This window comes from Adhaeribacter swui (genome assembly GCF_014217805.1).
GTDB classification, from domain to species: Bacteria; Bacteroidota; Bacteroidia; order Cytophagales; family Hymenobacteraceae; genus Adhaeribacter; species Adhaeribacter swui.
In genome coordinates, this window is sequence record NZ_CP055156.1 from 891,125 (window position 1) to 908,845 (window position 17,721).

At 43.4% G+C, this 17,721-nt stretch carries 10 protein-coding genes; 3 read left to right on the top strand and 7 right to left on the bottom strand.

Features of this window, described 5'->3' with window-relative positions; genetic code table 11:
* Positions 1 to 77: 77 nt before the first annotated feature.
* Together kbl and HUW51_RS04905 are read right to left on the bottom strand one after the other, a co-directional pair.
* Positions 78 to 1,268 (bottom strand): glycine C-acetyltransferase, encoded by a 1,191-nt coding sequence (gene kbl / locus HUW51_RS04900; RefSeq protein WP_185272878.1) that lies wholly within the window; start codon positions 1,266 to 1,268, stop codon positions 78 to 80.
* 143 nt (positions 1,269 to 1,411) lie between these two features.
* On the bottom strand, positions 1,412 to 2,878 hold the full coding sequence (locus HUW51_RS04905; protein WP_185272879.1) for a hypothetical protein: 1,467 nt from the start codon (positions 2,876 to 2,878) through the stop codon (positions 1,412 to 1,414).
* A 201-nt stretch (positions 2,879 to 3,079) separates the two neighbouring features.
* On the opposite strand from HUW51_RS04905, the gene HUW51_RS04910 reads away from it, so the two are divergent.
* Positions 3,080 to 4,048 (top strand): NAD-dependent epimerase/dehydratase family protein, encoded by a 969-nt coding sequence (locus tag HUW51_RS04910; RefSeq protein ID WP_185272880.1) that lies wholly within the window; start codon positions 3,080 to 3,082, stop codon positions 4,046 to 4,048.
* Positions 4,049 to 4,657: 609 nt separating this feature from the next.
* Here HUW51_RS04910 and HUW51_RS04915 read toward each other — a convergent pair.
* From HUW51_RS04915 to HUW51_RS04925, 4 genes are all read right to left on the bottom strand, one after another.
* The gene (locus HUW51_RS04915; RefSeq protein WP_317175627.1) at positions 4,658 to 7,729 is read right to left on the bottom strand and encodes a VCBS repeat-containing protein; all 3,072 of its coding nucleotides are present in this window, start codon (positions 7,727 to 7,729) and stop codon (positions 4,658 to 4,660) included.
* The gene (locus HUW51_RS24830; RefSeq protein ID WP_317175616.1) at positions 7,705 to 7,971 is read right to left on the bottom strand and encodes a hypothetical protein; all 267 of its coding nucleotides are present in this window, start codon (positions 7,969 to 7,971) and stop codon (positions 7,705 to 7,707) included. The genes HUW51_RS04915 and HUW51_RS24830 overlap by 25 nt, the downstream gene beginning before the upstream one ends.
* Before the next feature lie 134 nt (positions 7,972 to 8,105).
* Complete coding sequence (locus tag HUW51_RS04920) at positions 8,106 to 9,980, bottom strand: RagB/SusD family nutrient uptake outer membrane protein (RefSeq protein WP_185272881.1); 1,875 nt, start codon at positions 9,978 to 9,980, stop codon at positions 8,106 to 8,108.
* A gap of 18 nt (positions 9,981 to 9,998) precedes the next feature.
* Positions 9,999 to 13,169 (bottom strand): SusC/RagA family TonB-linked outer membrane protein, encoded by a 3,171-nt coding sequence (locus HUW51_RS04925; RefSeq protein ID WP_185272882.1) that lies wholly within the window; start codon positions 13,167 to 13,169, stop codon positions 9,999 to 10,001.
* A gap of 551 nt (positions 13,170 to 13,720) precedes the next feature.
* On the opposite strand from HUW51_RS04925, the gene HUW51_RS04930 reads away from it, so the two are divergent.
* Positions 13,721 to 14,446, top strand: coding sequence for a DUF3891 family protein (locus HUW51_RS04930; protein WP_185272883.1), 726 nt, complete (start codon positions 13,721 to 13,723; stop codon positions 14,444 to 14,446).
* A gap of 424 nt (positions 14,447 to 14,870) precedes the next feature.
* Complete coding sequence (locus HUW51_RS04935) at positions 14,871 to 16,322, top strand: DUF4403 family protein (RefSeq protein ID WP_185272884.1); 1,452 nt, start codon at positions 14,871 to 14,873, stop codon at positions 16,320 to 16,322.
* Positions 16,323 to 16,431: 109 nt separating this feature from the next.
* Here HUW51_RS04935 and HUW51_RS04940 read toward each other — a convergent pair whose 3' ends face one another.
* Positions 16,432 to 17,532 (bottom strand): acyltransferase family protein, encoded by a 1,101-nt coding sequence (locus HUW51_RS04940; RefSeq protein ID WP_185272885.1) that lies wholly within the window; start codon positions 17,530 to 17,532, stop codon positions 16,432 to 16,434.
* Between the last annotated feature and the right edge of the window lie 189 nt (positions 17,533 to 17,721).

A 17,721-nucleotide genomic window follows, 5' to 3' on the forward strand; every position in this document is an offset into this window, starting at 1 on the left:
AAGCATTAAAAGGGAAATAACAAAAAAACCACTTCGGTAAGGAGTGGCTTTTTCTATTCTAAATGTACGAGGTAGGCTTACTTTAATACGCCCAGTTCGCGCCCTACTTCGGTAAAGGCCCGAATGGCTTTATCCAGGTGTTCCTGGTTATGGGAGGCCGATAATTGTACCCGGATGCGGGCATTGCCCTGGGGCACTACCGGGTAGTAAAAACCAATCACGTAAATGCCTTTATCTAATAAACGAGCGGCAAACTCCTGCGCCAGTTTAGCTTCGTACAGCATAATAGGCACAATGGGGTGTTCGCCGGGGCGTATATCAAAACCAGCGGCCGTCATGTTGTCGCGGAAGTATTTGGTATTCCATTCCAGTTTATCGCGCAGTTCGGTAGTTTCGGAAAGCATATCGAGTACCGCGATAGAAGCCCCCACAATGGCCGGCATCAGTGAGTTAGAAAACAAATATGGCCGCGACCGCTGCCGCAGCATCTGAATAATTTCTTTGCGCCCCGAGGTAAAACCGCCCATGGCGCCGCCCAAGGCTTTGCCTAAAGTACCGGTAATAATATCAATGCGCCCCATTACATTCCGGTACTCGTGCGTACCGCGGCCGGTTTTGCCAATAAAGCCCGATGAGTGGCTTTCGTCTACCATCACCAAAGCTTTATACTGGTCGGCGAGGTCACAGATCTTATCGAGTTGCGCAATGGTACCATCCATCGAAAAAGAACCATCCGTTACAATAATGCGGTGTTTGGCACCTTGCGCTTCCTGCAATTTAGCTTCCAGATCGGCCATATCGTTGTGATTATAACGGAAGCGCTGCGCCTTGCACAAACGTACCCCGTCGATAATTGAAGCATGGTTTAGTGCATCCGAGATAATGGCAGAATCTTCGCCCAGAAGCGGTTCAAACACGCCCCCGTTGGCATCAAAGGCGGCGGCGTACAAAATGGTATCTTCGGTACCCAAAAACTCCGCTAGTTTCTTTTCCAGCTCTTTGTGAATATCCTGGGTACCGCAGATAAACCGCACCGACGATAAACCATAACCGTGCGTATCGATGGTGCGCTTAGCGGCTTCAATCACAACGGGGTGCGACGACAAGCCCAAATAATTATTCGCGCAAAAATTTAAAACTTCTTTGCCTTCGGTAGTTTGAATAACGGCTCCCTGGGGCGTGGTTATAATGCGTTCTTTTTTATATAAACCAGCTTCTTCTATTTCAGCGAGCTGCTGCTCCAAATCAGGTTTTAAGGTTTCGTACATATTAGTTAGTCGTTAGTCCACGGACCATAGATTTAAGTTATTTAATAAGATTACTATTCTGTAATAGTGCTCTGAGTAATATCTCGAATTTAGCACCTATCTTAATTAAAATAAGTTTTCAAGCATCTTGCTCCTACATCTAACTATTCTGGTGAAGGAATATTGCTATTTGTATTTTCTGGCGCATCTGGCTTTGTTGGCCGTTTAAAAATTGGTCGAGGCCGAGGCGTTTTCGGTGGTACAGGCACCTCCGGAACATCCTCTGCAGGAGTTACCAGACTACCAGCTTCCGTATCAGCCGGCTCTGGTGCATCTTTTTTTAAATTTTTTACTTCCTGATCCGGCTGCCTGGCTTCTGGCAAGCTCTCTGGTGCGGGTTCCGGAGTTGGTGATTCCGGAGAAGCTACCGGCCGCTTCATAACCGGCCGTGGCCGCGGAAACTTAGGCGTATCCGGCACAAGAGCACTTTCGGCCGTATTGTCTACCGATGGTTCCGGAGTTGGTTCTGCTGCGTTTTGTGCTGGCGCGGTGGTGCCTGGTCGCTTAAATATCGGCCGTGGCCTTGGTGGTTTTACCGGTTCCGGTGATAACTCAGTTGTTTTTTCCGGCTGTACTTCAGTGGAGTTATTTTCAACTAAACCTTCGGGTTCAGCACTTGGTTCTTTGGCTGGCTCCGTTGTAGCCGTGCTAATGGGCCGTTTAAAAACAGGCCGTGGCCGAGGTGGCTTGGGAGCATCCGGAATGGCTTCAACTGGATTTTCTTCCGGGGTACTTACGGAATCTGTTACCGGGTTAACGGGTGCTTCCGGCGTAGCAGCGGTTTGCTCCGGCTCAGGCGTAGTTGCGGAGGCAGGCCGCTTAAATACAGGTCGCGGACGCGGAGGTTTGGGAGTTTCCGCTGGATTTACATTACTGGGTTCGGGTAAGGACGTAGCTTTTGTTTCCGCGGGACTCTGCTCGGCTGTATGGGGGTTGGTCGTGTCGTTTTCCGGAGCAGTGGGCTTGCGGAAAACTGGCCGGGGCCGCGGTGGCTTAGCTGGTTGTACTGTCGGGCTCGTGGTTGCCGGGTTTACGGGTGGTTCTGTTTGCGGTATTGGTTTACTATCATCGGCCGCATTAGTAGGTTCCGTAGTTGGTCGCTTAAATACCGGGCGGGCACGACCAGGTTTAGGCGTTTCCGGGTTACTGACCTCTTTTTCCGTAGCAGTTACTGGAGTTTGTGGTTCTGGTTTTGTTTCGTCGGATGCAGTGGCTGGAGGTGCCGTAGGCTTACGAATTACCGGCCGGGTACGCGGTGCGGGCTCCGGGGTACGATCTACGCTCAGCGAAGGCTCATCCGGAATAGCCGAAGCCGTGCTGGGTACCGTTCCGGTCGCCCGGCGTACGACCGATTTAGCCGCTGCTGGAGCAGTAGCTACCGCCGGCTTAGGCACTTCGGCTAACCAAAATTGCCGGCGCACCTCGTTAATCACCATTTTTACGGAAGTATAAAAAGTATTGGGGTGAACCTGCTCGTACAGCATCCGCCAGGCGGCATATCTTTCCGGGTCGCCGGCAGCAAAAGCGGCTACGTTTATTCGTCGTTTGGTCAGGTCTTCCTCAAAGGTCATATGCTACAGAAATAGAAGTTCAAAAAAGTAAAAATTTTAAAAAATCAGCTTCATGCCAGCCTTTACCCACGAAACTGAGCACACCGGCAAAATCATACCTGTGGTTTTACTTTTTGCAAAGATATTAAATCCCGCCTAACTTTGACCCCGGCTTTAGCGATCAGTTTTGCTGCACCAAAGCCCCCTGATTCCAAATAAACCATGACTCCCACGAAAGATAAAATTCTGGTTACTGGCGCCTGCGGCCAGTTAGGTTCCGAACTTACTTTAGAATTACGAAAGATTTACGGCGAGGCTCAGGTCATTGCAGCCGACATTGCCGTACCCAAACAAAAAGAGTTGGCCGAATCGGGGCCTTTTGAAATTCTGGATGTGCTCGACCGCCATCATTTAGCCGATTTAGCTTATAAACACGAGTTTACGCAAATCTACCATTTAGCGGCGGTGTTATCGGCTACCGGCGAAAAACGCCCCAAGTTTACCTGGAAAGTAAACATGAAAGGTTTGGAAAATATTCTGGATTTAACACTGGAGAAAGGCATCCAGAGAGTATACTGGCCTAGTTCTATCGCGGTTTTCGGGCCCGGTACCCCGCGGCAGCACACGCCCCAGCACACCATCATGGACCCAAACACCGTGTACGGCATTAGTAAACTAACCGGCGAACGCTTCTGCGAATACTACGCTACCCGCTATAATCTAGACATCCGCAGTTTGCGCTATCCCGGCTTGATCGGTTACAAAGCGCTGCCGGGCGGCGGTACCACCGATTACGCCGTGGATATTTACCACAAAGCTTTAGAAGATGCGCCTTTTGAATGTTATTTGGCCGAAAACACGTATTTGCCCATGATGTACATGCCCGATGCTTTAAAAGCTACGCTGGAGGTAATGCACGCTCCTACGGAGAATATTAAGGTCCGTTCGTCGTATAACTTAACCGCCATGAGCTTTTCGCCCGCCGAAATAGCAGCTTCTATTCAAAAACACATTCCGGATTTTAAAATTACGTACAAACCGGATTACCGGCAGCAAATTGCGGCTTCCTGGCCCGAATCGATTGATGACTCAGCGGCGCAACAAGATTGGAATTGGCGCCCCAGTTACGATTTAGCCCGCATGACGCAGGACATGTTGGAAAACCTTAAAAAACAAAAAGCGGGCCTTTAAGCCCGCTTTTTGTTTTATGTAAATTATCTGGTACTAATATCGGGAGTGGCGGATCGCCACGAAACTTGCTTACTCGCCGGAAATGTTTCGGCTTTAATGTACCGAGCCGTAAAAGCCGCTGTAATCAGTAATAATATAACAAAAACCATATTTAAAAGCCAACGCATAAACTTCTTCATCTAATTACTAAAGAACTTTTTTATAAGACCTCTTATCGGCCGCAATGGTTGCATTGCAAAAATCACACCGGATCAGAAGTATTGCTTTTACTAGCTTATTAGCTGTTTAAGAACGAATTATACCAGCAAAAATTTTCTTTGAATCGCCAGAATTAATGAGCAGAAGAAAGGATGGGAGTAAATTATTTTCGGCGAACAGCAGCAGTATTACTGGTAAATTTTTAAAATTTCAAGTTTATTATGCGATACATAGCTGATTTCGGAATTGTTTACCAGCAGCCAAAAATTAAAAAATTTCCTTAAGCTATAATCCGTACCGAAGTAAAAATTAAGATAAACCAAAAGTAAAGGCCGGAGATGTGTTCCGGCCTTTACTTTAATTAATGTTGTATTTAAATGCAATCCATTACATTTTATTTCGTCCGTGTCTTTATTTCGTCCGTGTCTTTTTATAGGCTACTACTGGTTGCTGATTCCGGCCAAATAAAATAAACTGATTCACAGGTAGAATGCACCGCACATCGCCTTTTACTTGCAAGCCTGATTGCAGTTGCGGCACGTAGGTAAAAGTGCCCTGGCTGTTTCCTTGCAGCAGGGTACCGTAGTTGGCGTCGGATTTACCAAAACGTAAACGAGCCTGGTTGCTGTTGCCCCCCAAAAGCAAATCTAAATGACCATCCTGGTTATAATCTAAGGCGGCAATGGCATGAACCGGCGAAAACTGCGCCTGTACCGGAAGGGACTTTTCTACGAATTTGCCCGCATTACCCATTTGAAAATAAGCTGTATTTAGGTAATTAGCGGAAAGTTTTTGGGCGCCCTCCAGTTCTTCGGGTTTAAAAATATCTTTTAAGGTAGTGTTGGCATAGCTTTTATAATCCGGAAAACGAGTACGCATGATGCTCATTTGTTCCAGTAATTCGTCGCGGCTCACGTAAGGGTAACTTTTGCCCTGCATGTAAAAACACAAAATCGGGTCTACGGAGCCATTATCGTCGAAATCTTTGTAAAACAGATCGGCGGGTTGCTTATCCGAAACTTTACACTGAGAATTTAAACCGGCGTTGCCCAGTACTAAGTCGGGTTTATTGTCGCGGTTAAAATCGCTGATGTAAATTTTATTCCACCAGCCCCGGTAAGCTTTATTAAAATACGTTTTAGTCGATTCCTGCAATTTACCCTTGTTCATACTAAACACTGTTACCGGCATCCACTCGCCTACTAGTATGAGTTCGGGGGTTTTATCATTATTTAAATCTTGCCAAGCGGCATCGGTTACCATCCCAATTTTTTGTAGCGCTGGTGCAACCGCGGCGGTTTGGTCGGTGAATTTGCCTTTACCATTGTTTAGCAACACGTAGCTGCGCGGTGCTTCGGGGTAGCGGCCCGGAATAACCCGGCCACCCACAAACAAGTCTACGTAGCCATCGCGGTTTATATCAGTAGCGCGCACGCAACTGGTACTGGTTAGCATGGCGGGCAAAGCTTCGGCATTTTTTAAAAAATTTCCTTTTCCATCGCCTAAATAAATCCGGTCCTGCAGTAAAGGATCATCGGGCATAAAATTACCGTAGCCACCGCTGCACACGTATAAATCCAGCTTCGAATCGCCGTTGGCATCAAAAAACAAGGCGTCTACGTCTTCGTGGGCTTTGTCGGCGGCAAAAGCCGGGTTGGTTTTGGAAATAAATTTACCGCCTTTTTGCTGCAGGTATAATACTCCAGCCTGCCCTCCGCTACCACCGGCGTACACATCTTCCAGGCCATCTTGGTTTACATCGGCTTTTACCAGGCAAGGTCCGGCAAACGACAAGGGGCTTACCAACAAAGGTTGGCGTTTAAAATCGTTGGTATTTTGTTTTTGGTGGGCAAAAGCTACCGGCGCTTTTACTTCCGAAAAAACAGGCACTGATTTCTTAATAATGGGATTTTTTAAAATTTTAGCATCCTGCTCTTTTAAAGTAAGCAATTGATTGGCTTGTACCTGCCGCAACACTTGTTGCTTCCCACTAAGCCAACGTATTTGTAAAGAATCTATCACGGTGGCGGAACCTAAACCGAAGTGCAATACCGGCGAAACGCTCGATTGATATCCGCGGGTAGGCATTTGCTCCAGGTATTGCTGTTTCCCTTTGCTATAAAGAGTTATTTTGGTACCCAAGCCCAGGGTATTTTTACTGGCACCTTGTAGTTTAATCTGCAAATATTGGTTTTTAAATTGCTGGTCGGCCTGATTTTGATAAATAAAAGCTGGTTGGTTTATGTTATTAACTATCAGGTCCAAGTCTCCGTCGTTATCCAGGTCGGCGTAGGCGGCACCGTTGCTGCTTGAGGCCTGCTTTAAGCCCCAAGAGGCACTTGTATCTTTAAAGCTTAAATTTCCATTATTTTTGTACGCATAGTTTGTTACATTGGAGGCTGGCATTTGATGTACCAAGTCCAGTAAGTCATTGCGTTTTAAAGAACCACCTTTTTGTTGGGCATAGCTATCCGTAAACTTTACAAAATCCATGTTTGTAAAATCCCGCAAAATGCCATTGGTAATATATAAGTCTTTCCAGCCATCGTTATCGTAATCGGCCAGTAATGGCGCCCAGCTCCAATCCGTATTAGAGACACCAGCCAACTGGCCAATTTCACTAAAGGTACCATCGCCATTGTTTACCTGCAGCATATTCCGCATATACTGGTAATAAAAACCAGAGCGCAAATTCAGGTCAAACTTTTCGTAGTTATCCGGAGCAAACAAAAGTTTTTGCCGCTGGTTATCTTCCGGTAACATATCTAGGCTAAATATATCGGGGAATGCATCGTTATTAATGTCGGCTATCTCGTTACCCATAGATGATTGTGAAGTGTGGCCGACACTTTCCTGTAATTGGTTCCGGAAGGTACCGTTCTGGTTGTTGATATAAAGAAAATCGGGTATGGTGTAATCGTTGGATATATAAATATCTAACCAACCGTCGTTGTTTAAATCAGAAATACCGGCGCCTAAGCCATACGTCAGAGCCGAACTTTGTATGCCGGCATTTTCGGTTATATCTATAAATTGGCCTGCATCATTCCGCAAAAGCCGGACTCCAATTTCGGTATTTACTTCTTTTAAAGTGGCGGCAGTTAACACTTCATCCAGCACTGGCGAAGGTTTGGGATTATGGTTCAGCAGAAACATATCCAAGTCGCCATCACGGTCGTAATCAAAAAAAGAAGCATTGGTAGTGTAAGCTGGGTTTGTAAGTCCTAATTGCGCAGCCTGATCAGTAAACCGTGGAACACCATTGGCATCTGGCCCTTGATTGATAAAAAATTGGTTTACACGCTTTTCTGGACGTACGTTACCCGAATAGCAAACAAAAATATCTAACAGGTTATCACCATTAATGTCTACCATGGTAACGCCGGTTTTCCAAGGGCCTTCACGGCCCGTAACACCTGCCGGTAAAGTAATATCCGAGAACTGCATATTACCTTTATTTAAGTAGAGCCGGTTGGAGCCCATGTTACTGGTAAAATACAGATCCTGCAAACCATCGTTGTTAATATCCCTACAGCCACGCCGCCCCCGTTGTAAAAATATTCATACATCAGCACGTTGGTGTTTAAGCCTTCGGTGAGGGTATTGGCAAAAGTTACCCCGGTTTTTTCGGGCGGTAAAAGGGTAAATAATGGAGCAGTTACCGGGTCGGGCACCCTGCTTGTAGCTTTTTTGGAAGAATCTGGCTGGCAAGCAAATACCAGCATAGTTAGTAGTATAACAAAAAAAGCAAACTTAGATGGCAACAATTTTTTAAAATTAAAATAGCTGGGATATAAAGAAAAAAATCTATGCCGGTTGGGACCAGCATAGATTTTAAATTTACAAAAAAAACAAATTCTTAATAACCTGGGTTCTGAACTAATTTATCATTCCGGTTCATTTCATCGCGATGAATAGGGAAGAAATACATTTTATCCTGCCATTGCCGGTTTTCGATACCGGGATCAATAGTTAACGGACGGTAAGTATAGTTGTAAGTCTCCGGATCATACTTGTATACATCAACGGATTTGCCAGGTTTTAAGGTACCGGTTATACTAATAATACCTACTTTTTGACCCAATGTTTCTGGAGCAATCATCCAGCGGCGGGCATCTGAGAAGCGATGCTCTTCGTAAACCAGTTCTATTTCACGCTCATTACGATACCGTTGTCTTAAGGCATCGCCTGATTCCGTTACAGCCGGCATACCAGCCCGAAAACGAACTTTGTTTAACCAGGTTCTTGCCTCGTCTTCCTGACCCAATTCAATGCAAGCTTCCACATAATTTAATAAGGCCTCTGTATACCGGAAGAAAGGCCATGGAATTTCCTGACGGGTGTTTTGATCCTGAATAGCCGGGTTTGGATCAACAAATTTTTGCATGTAATAGCCAGTCCGGGTTCCGTTCCAATCTTCTACCGAACTATTGCGGGTATCGAGGCCAAAATAAGACACCGGATTACTGGCACTGCCAATCTGATACTGGCCAGTCTGAATTTGATTGTTCGGGTCTTTAGCTTGTACATCCGGGGTACGTGGTTTCCAATTAGCTCCATCGTACAAAATGGTAGCATAAAAACGCGGATCGCGGTTTTGATAAGGAGCACTCGCTTTAGCTGGATCAGACCAGTTAAATGGCGTTCCATCCATCATTTCATAATCGTCTACCAGGTTTTGGGTAGGAGTATTACCCGCCCAGTTATGGTAACCATTCGGTCCGTTATTCCGACCTACCCAGCCTCCGGCTTCATCGCGGGCATTGATATAATACCGACCAAACAATATTTCTCTTTCACCACCTTTAGGCACGGTGGCGCTACCACCACCCATGGCAATAATTTTATAGTTTTCGGTTCCCTGAGCGGGAGATACCGGAGCGGTTAAGTTTAGCTCATAACCATAACCTGGTAAATCCAATACTGCTTTGGCAGCATCCCGGGCTTTTTGCCAACGCTCCATCCGGTCACCGCTTACATAACCCAATAATGCCGCATTCTGGAAGGCAGAAATTACACTGGATTTAGATTTAGCCGTTGAAGCGTCATACAAATCACTAGCGGCATAAGTTAATATGCGGGACTTCAGCGCCAATGCCGCTGCTTGGGTAGCCCGGCCTTTTACCATGTTTTTACCTTGTAAAAGCTGAGCTGCTTCTTCGGCATCTTTTACTATAAAATTAACACACTCTTCAAACGTGTTCCGGGCAATGGTATAATCTGGCTGGCCTAACTCATATGCTTCCGCTACAATAGGCACACCACCATAGTACCGAACTAACTGATGGTAATAATACGCCCGCATAAATTTTGTTTCTCCCCTTAAACGGTCAGCCAAAGACGGGTTATCAAACTGAGGGGTTGCCAAATTTTCCAAGGCTAAATTACAAGCCCGGATTCGCCGGTATAAATCATCCCAATCACGGGTTCCATTCATCCAGCCAATATCAGCTGGGTTGGAGCGGGATTCTGTAATCGTGTTAATACCACGACCGGGGTGGGTAAAAATAGCTTCATCGGTTAAAGAAGCCATCATTTGTTCATCAAAACCACCCTGCCCTAAACCATTATAAATTTCGGTAATAAAGGCTTCAGCAAGTGCCGGATCTTTCCAGGTTTCTGAGGCTTGCACTTCCCCTAAAGGTTTAGTATTCACAAAGTCGTCATCACAGCCAGTTACTAGAAATACAGCAGTAATAAGGCTTAGAGAAATATTTTTTATTTTATTATTCATTTTTCTTTTAAACAATTATTAGAAACTAACTGAAACCCCAGTATTAAGAATTCTGGATTGTGGATAATACTGACCAAGTGAGTTGTCTGATTCCGGATCAAAGCCTTCTAACTTAGTAAAGGTTAACAGGTTTAAGCCATTTACATATACCCGTAAGCTACCAATTCCAATTTTGTTGCCGAAGCTTGTAGGTAAAGTATAGCCCAATTCCAGGTTTTTCAAACGGAGATAATCGTTATTCCGCAACCAGTAGGTATTACCGCTGGAGTAGTATTGGTTACCCCGGTCAGCAATGCGTGGATGCTCGCTGCTTGGATTGGCTACTGTCCAACGATTTTCGTAAATATCCTGCAGGTAATTACCTATACTTCCCATTTCGCCGGTGCTAATAGGCAACAGAGCACCAGCTGCCCCCTGGAATAAGATAGTTAAATCGAAATTTTTAAAATTAGCTCCAATATTTAAACCACCCTGGAACCGAGGAGTATTGTTTTTATCAATCCGTACCCGATCATCCGGATTTATTACTTTGTCGTTATTATAGTCTTTGTATTTCATGTCGCCGGGGCGAAGCGTACCTGTAATAGCGGAGTAATCCAAAACAGCCGTAGTTGCATCAATATCAGCCTGGTCTTTAAACACGCCATCATATTGGTAGTACAGGTTGGTATTCATGGGCGCTCCGGTAGATCTTTGCCAATCTGGTGCACCTGGTGCTTCATCCCAGAATTTAATTTCGTTTTTAGCATAGCCCCCGTTTACCGCAACATTGTAACGGAACTCACCAACTTGGCCATTATAACCAATTCTTAGATCCCAGCCTTTGTTATTTACTTTTCCAATGTTTTCGGCAGGTAAAGTCATACCCGTAGTTTGTGGGATAGAAGCATTTCTTTGCCACAAAATATTAGTACGCTTATTTAGGAATGCATCAATTTCGAAGAATATTTTTCCATTAAGTAACTGACCTTCTAAACCAATATTAGAGTTGTTAGCTACCTCCCAGGTTACTGTGTTGTTTGGTACGCGGCTTTCGATTAAGGTTTTTTGCCGCTGGTTATTAATAATGTATTCACCAAAGCCGTAAGTACCCAAATACTGATACTCTTGTAAAGTACCATTATAATAAATCTGGTCGTTACCCATTTGGCCCCATGAACCACGTAATTTTAAATAATTAACTGCCTGTATGTTATTTTTCCAGAAATCTTCTTCAGAAATCTGCCAGCCTAACATTACCCCAGGGAAGAATCCATAACGCGTATTTTCGGGGAACATGTAAGAACCGTCGTAACGCCACAAGAACTCTGCTAAGTATTTTTCTTTATAATTATAGGCAACCCGGCCAAAATAATTCATCCGGGCTCTTTCCCAGGCACTACCGCCGTTATCCTGCTCCGGAGCACCACCGGCAAATAATTGATCTATAGCGGGCGAAATAAAGAACCGGCGGAAAGCATAGAAATTATCATTGTTGATGGTTTCGCGGTTAGCACCAGCCAGTAAAGTAAAGGTATGATTCCCGATGGTACGATCGTAGGATAACAAAGTACCCAATAAAATATTTAACTGGTCTTCATTACCTAACCGCAATCTTGGTTCGGCTGGCCCCCGTTTACCTGCTACCAGCTTAGGCGTTACACCGTCAGCTTCAAAACCGCTGCCCCGGGTATACAAAGTCCATGGTGTTTCCCATCTTTTTGTACGCTGGATGTATTTATCAATAGCCGCATTGGCCGTTAATTTTAGACCGGCAATCCAGGGATTGGTAATTTCAATTTGTCCGTTGCTCTGGAAATAATAACGGGTATCGCGGTCGTAACCAGTTTGGTTAGTAGTAATGGTTACCGGGTTTTCTCCGTTTTCAATATCTGGGCCAGGTAAGCCATTAGGCCAGTATGCCGGTTGGGTTGGGTTGCCCCGCATTTGCATCCGGAAAATAGTACTTGCTGGTTTAGTCGGGAACTCCCGGTTTTCCTGACGGCCTAATACGCCCACTTGTGCCGATATATATTTGTTAACCTTCGCATCCAGGTTTACCCGCATATCATATTGCTTGTAACCGGTAGCCGAGTTTCTATAGAAAGCATCCTGGTTCTGGTATCCTATTGAAGCCAGATATTTCAGATTATCGGTACCACCGTTTAGTTGCATATTATGCCGCGATTGTGGTGACCACGACTTTAAAGTGGCTTTGTACCAATCTGTATTGGGATGCCCCCAGGGGTCAGAACCATCCCGGAATTTCTGAAAATCGTCTGGTTTGAATGGGGCATTAATGGTAGAACCATTAGCCCGGGTATAGCTGCCATTTTGCCGGAATGCTTCCGAAGCGGCTTGCCATTCCCCAACGGGTAAGTTAAAAATTTCCAGTTCATTTCTTAATTCAGCAAATTGGGCAGCATCAGTTAGCTTAGGAATAATAGCAGGCTGCGACCAGCCTTGGTTAAAAGAATAAGAAAGCTCTGGTTTACCGGTTTTACCACGTTTTGTGGTAACCAAAATTACCCCATTCGCGGCCCGGGCACCATAAATAGCGGCCGAAGCATCTTTTAATACCGATATATTTTCGATATCAGCTGGGTTTAAGCGCTCGATACCGCCTTGACGTGCGGGTACACCATCAATAACAACCAGAGCATCGTTATTACCTAAGGTATTTGAACCCCGAATCCGGATAGCGGACCCATCATAACCAGGCTCACCACTTCTGTTTACCGCAATTACACCCGGCATCCGGCCAGCAATAGAATTGGAAACGTTAAGCGCTGGTGATTTTACCAGTTCAGCACCTTTAACTGTGGCCACAGACCCCGTAACCGTTTCTTTCTTTTGAGTACCGTATCCTACTACTACTACTTCGTCTAAAGCTTTAGTATCAGGTTTTAAAGAAATATTAATGGAAGCACGATTATTTACCGCTACTTCTTGAGTTTGAAAACCAATAAAAGATATAACTAAAGTACCAGCCCCACTTGGTAAACCCAAAGAATAATTACCCTCCGGATCGGTAGTGGCCCCCGTAGAAGTTCCTTTTAATAACACAGTTACGCCAGGTAATCCTTCCCCATCGTCGCCAGTTATTCTCCCCTTTACAGTGAACCCTTGTGCCCAGGAGTCCGAAAAAGAGAGTAACAAAATTTGAAGCAGAATAAAATACTTCAGGTTCCTTAGTAATAGTTGTTGCATAATTTAAATAGTTAAAGTGTAGGTAAAAACAAATAAATGCTATGCATTAGGCAATAATTTACTAACCCGAAACAAGCGGGAATAGCCGGAATAAACGTACTCCAATTTTGGAACAGATACAATACAGCCCTAAAAAAATAGCATAATTTCAATACCATCATTTAATCATTTTAATAATTTTAATAAGTGTCAAAATAACTTATATCATTTTCAATAAGTATACTAACTAGTATGCGTACATCCTACTTGCTTTAACCTTTAAGCAAGCTTTAACACGTAATTACTTTAGTAAAAAAACGCTTTTATCCAGCTTACTTTTTACTCAAAATTTTAAAAAAAAATCATAAACAATTGATAAATAATAAATTATATAAATGTTGATACATAAATTTAAGTATGAATTTATATTGATCTATATTTGCTTATTTTAAACTTTATCGTGGCGCTAAGGCAAAATTTTGCAATTACTGCTTAACATTAACTATTTTATAAAGCAGTTAAAACTTTCGGGGCATTAATCAGGTAAATAACCCGTATTTACTTATTTTACTATGATTGTAAACCTGGTTAAAGAAGGTTGGGAAATTATTTACCAGCAGGCCCACGCTTTATTAGCGGCCGAAATTGCTTTTAACTGGCGCAAATTAGATCGGCCCACGCGGTGGGTAGACACGTTAGCTGCAATTGCCCAGCACGACGACGGCCAACGCTACTGGGCAGGTAAGATAGGTTTAACCGCGGCTGGAGCGCCGGCTAATTTTACTATGTTGCCTTTTTCGCTGGAACAAGCGCAACAGGTAATGGAAGAAGCCCGGTTTCAGGGGCAATGGCGCTCTTTACTTACCTCCATGCACCTGTCTTTTTTATATAATGGATTACGCGGGCAAAACTCCAATACCGATGCTTTCCTGGACAAACAAACGCAAAATCAGGCTGCATGGCGAAAAGCTTTGAAGGTAACCAAAAAAGAAGCGCAAAAAGCTTATAATTTAATGCAATGGTGCGATCGCTTATCTTTAATATTGTGCCGCCGGGAACTACCCGAAGCAGAACGCGTCCTGGAAATTAGCATTGGTCCTGATGGGCAACGTTATGATGTATGCCAATTACAAAATGGCCAAATTAAGGTAACTCCCTGGCCATTTACCCAGAGCCATTTTACAATAATGGTAGAGGCCTCTTACTTGGCCCAACTACAATTTCAATCAGAAGAAGAACTAGCATTGGCTTTACGTAAAGCTCCCATCCGAACTGTATCCTGGGAATTGTCTAATTAACACTTATTACTGTTATAGCAATATTCGCAATTATAACAAAACTAAGTTTTCGTTTATAAAATTACTTTATACTGTGAACCTGTTTAGCCTTTATAAAACCAGAGGCAACCTTCGTCATTGGGGATTTCTCCATCACCAAAACGGGATTTAGCAACAAAATACTACTCCTGCATGCTTCTAATTGGCACTTTTAATTATTCGATTTTAGGATCCTAAACAGCTTCAGTATCAATAAATGCAGGTAGTTGGTTTAAAATTAATCTTTTCTTCATACCTTATTGAGCTATTACCCTGGTTTATTTCTTTCTACCCCGGCACAAACTGGTTGATAATAAACTATCCGCCACTTATACACGTTACAGCTTTAATTTCGCCTGCATTACTTTAGTTCATTCTTAATTTTAGGGCGTTTTTTTAAAAATTTATGCTTTCTTCCATTAATCTATATAACCGGTTATTTGCTTTTATTGCTGGCATTCTCCTTTTTGCCAGTTGCCAGAAAACTACCACTATTAATGCCTCCGCTCCGAACCAGCCCGTAGCTGCTGCGCCAGCTTTTGAACGGAAAATTTCTACCATTACGGTACCCGTTTCTTTTCAGGCAGCCAGCCTGGAAAATAAACTGAACCAGGAACTAACCGGCATCTTATACAAAGACGATAACCTGGATGATGATAATCTGGCGGTTACCGTAAGCAAAATCGGTAAACTAGGTATCCGAGCCGAGCAAAACAAGATTTACTTTACCGTACCGCTGCATATTTTTGCTAAAGGACGCTGGAAATGGGAACCCTGTAAAATATGCCCCAAAATTGATAAAACTGAAAGCACCGAGTTTGATGTAGTAGTAAAAACCGAAAGTTTACTCTCGTTTACCCAAGATTATAAAGTTAAAACCACCACTACCAGTAATTTTGATTGGGGTGCTACTAAACCTACTTTAACCATTGGCCCATTGCAAATTGGATTAGCCCGTTTTGTAGAACCCGCTATACAGGATCAGATGGGTCGGTTATCTGGGATGCTGGACCAGGAAATTCAGAACCGGCTAAACATCCGGCAATACGTGCAGGAAGCCTGGCTGAAATTACAGGAACCGATTCAACTGGATAAAACCTATAATGCCTGGCTAACCGTTACTCCGCAGGATATTCGCATTTCACCGCTGCAAGCCGCCAATGGCGTATTGAATCTGCGCATTGGCTTTAATTCTTTTATCGAAACAGTAACCAACGGCAAACCCCAGGTAAAAGTAAACCCCACATTGCCTAAACTTATTACGGATAACCGCCTGACGGATAATGTGCAGATTGGTTTAATTGGCGAAGTGCCTTTTGCCCATGCCACGCAATTGTTAAAAGAGCAGGTAACTGGCCAAACTTTTAAATTTGAAAACGGCAAGCAGCAAATTACCGTGAACAATGCCGAAATTAGCGGTAGCGGCGACAAATTAGTAGTAATGCTGGATGTAAATGGTCAGGCTAAAACCGGTTTGTTTACCAAGAAAATTGTGGGACAGGTATTTTTAAAAGCCATCCCGTATTACGATGCCCAAACCAGCAGTATCCGGATAAGGGAGGTAGATTACGATTTAAAAACCAAAGATCAATTGCTAAAAACGGCCAGTTGGCTGGCAAAAGGCCGGTTTATTCATAACCTGGAAGAGCAGATAAATTTTCCGGTAAAAACGCAACTAGAGCAAGCCCGTACTTTATTGCAAAAATCCCTGGACCAATCGGCACACCTAAATGACAATATCTTATTAAAAGGCACGATCCGCTCGTTTACCCCCGATAATATTTACCTTACCCCTACTTCTATTAAAGCGGTAGTAAATGCCCAAGGCAACCTAATGGTGCAAATTGTAAAAATTTAAAAATTTACCCTTAAAGCTATCCCGGGTATCTGCGTTACTATATTACAAGATAGATTTAACAGAAATCTGCTCTTCCGGGGATGGCGCAGGTTTTTTATTTTAAATAGGCTTAAACGTGGCTGGTTTGGGATATGGGCGGTATAACTGGTATGTCTCCTTTATTATCGTAAGTTTTAAATCCGGCCTTTAGCCGCTGATGAATAAAAGCTACTACCACCGCCGATATCATAATAAATAAAAACCGGCCCAGGCTTGTTTCGGCAATAACAACGGGCAACGATTTCCGGAATAAACTTAGAACGTATACAAAAACAATGTGCCAAAAATAAACCCAGGCCGAAGTTTTAGAAAGAAACAAAACCAGTTGGTTATTAAATAAATTTTTAAAAACTGAATAATCCAAGAGTTGGTAAAGCAGTAAACTCACAAAAACGCCGTACGAGATGTAATACAACTGCGGCGGATATTTAAATGCCTGAACAGCCAGGTGATTGTTCTGGTAACCAAGCAACAAAAAAATACCCAGGAACAGCAGACAGGCGCCGGCAATTTCGCGACGACTTAAACGGGACAACCGTACCCCAAAGGCGGCAATTAAGCTGTAACTTAAGCCGTAAAATATAAACTCGGTAAACAAGGTTCGCACTGCACCATCTAAATAATGGTTAATATTATTTAAAGCACTGTAAAACCCATGTAACTGGTCGTGGATAAACAATAGCAAAGCGTAAACCCCGTAACCGGCCACAAGCAGTAAATAATACCAGAAATTGCTTTTTACCTTATTGCTTAATTTTAAAATAAACGGACTCAGGATAGCTACCAGAAAAGATACTTTAATTATCCAGACATAGCCAATGCCACTGGTTAAACTATAAGAAGTAATAATCTTAGAAAAGCTGAAATAATACTTGTCTTCCGCGATAACAGAAACAAGATAGAAAAAGCAGAAAAAGAAAGTAAGAAACATCCAGGCGGGCACTACTAACCGTTGGAAACGCTTTTTTACATAGTCCAGATAAGAGAAATTCTTTTTCTGGCTGCTGAGGTAAAAAGAATTGCCCAGCAACAGCATCATTAATACCACATTAAAGTTTCTTATCTCCAATATAATGCTGTTGGGTTTACTATGGCCTAAAATGATACACGTAATAGCTATGGCGCGCAGAATATCGGTTTTTGGTTCTCGCCTTTTTATGTTTGCTTTCAATTTGCTTCGTATTTCAGAGATGCAAATTTAGAAGCATTTTTTACATTAATTAAACAATATATAATAATTATTATATATTGTTTAAAACTTTGACCCTACATGTCTCCATCAGGCTATTTTGTAGGTAAGTCATCAATAAAAACCAGCAAAAAGCCATTAAACAGCAACTTACGCGGCAACACAAAACGC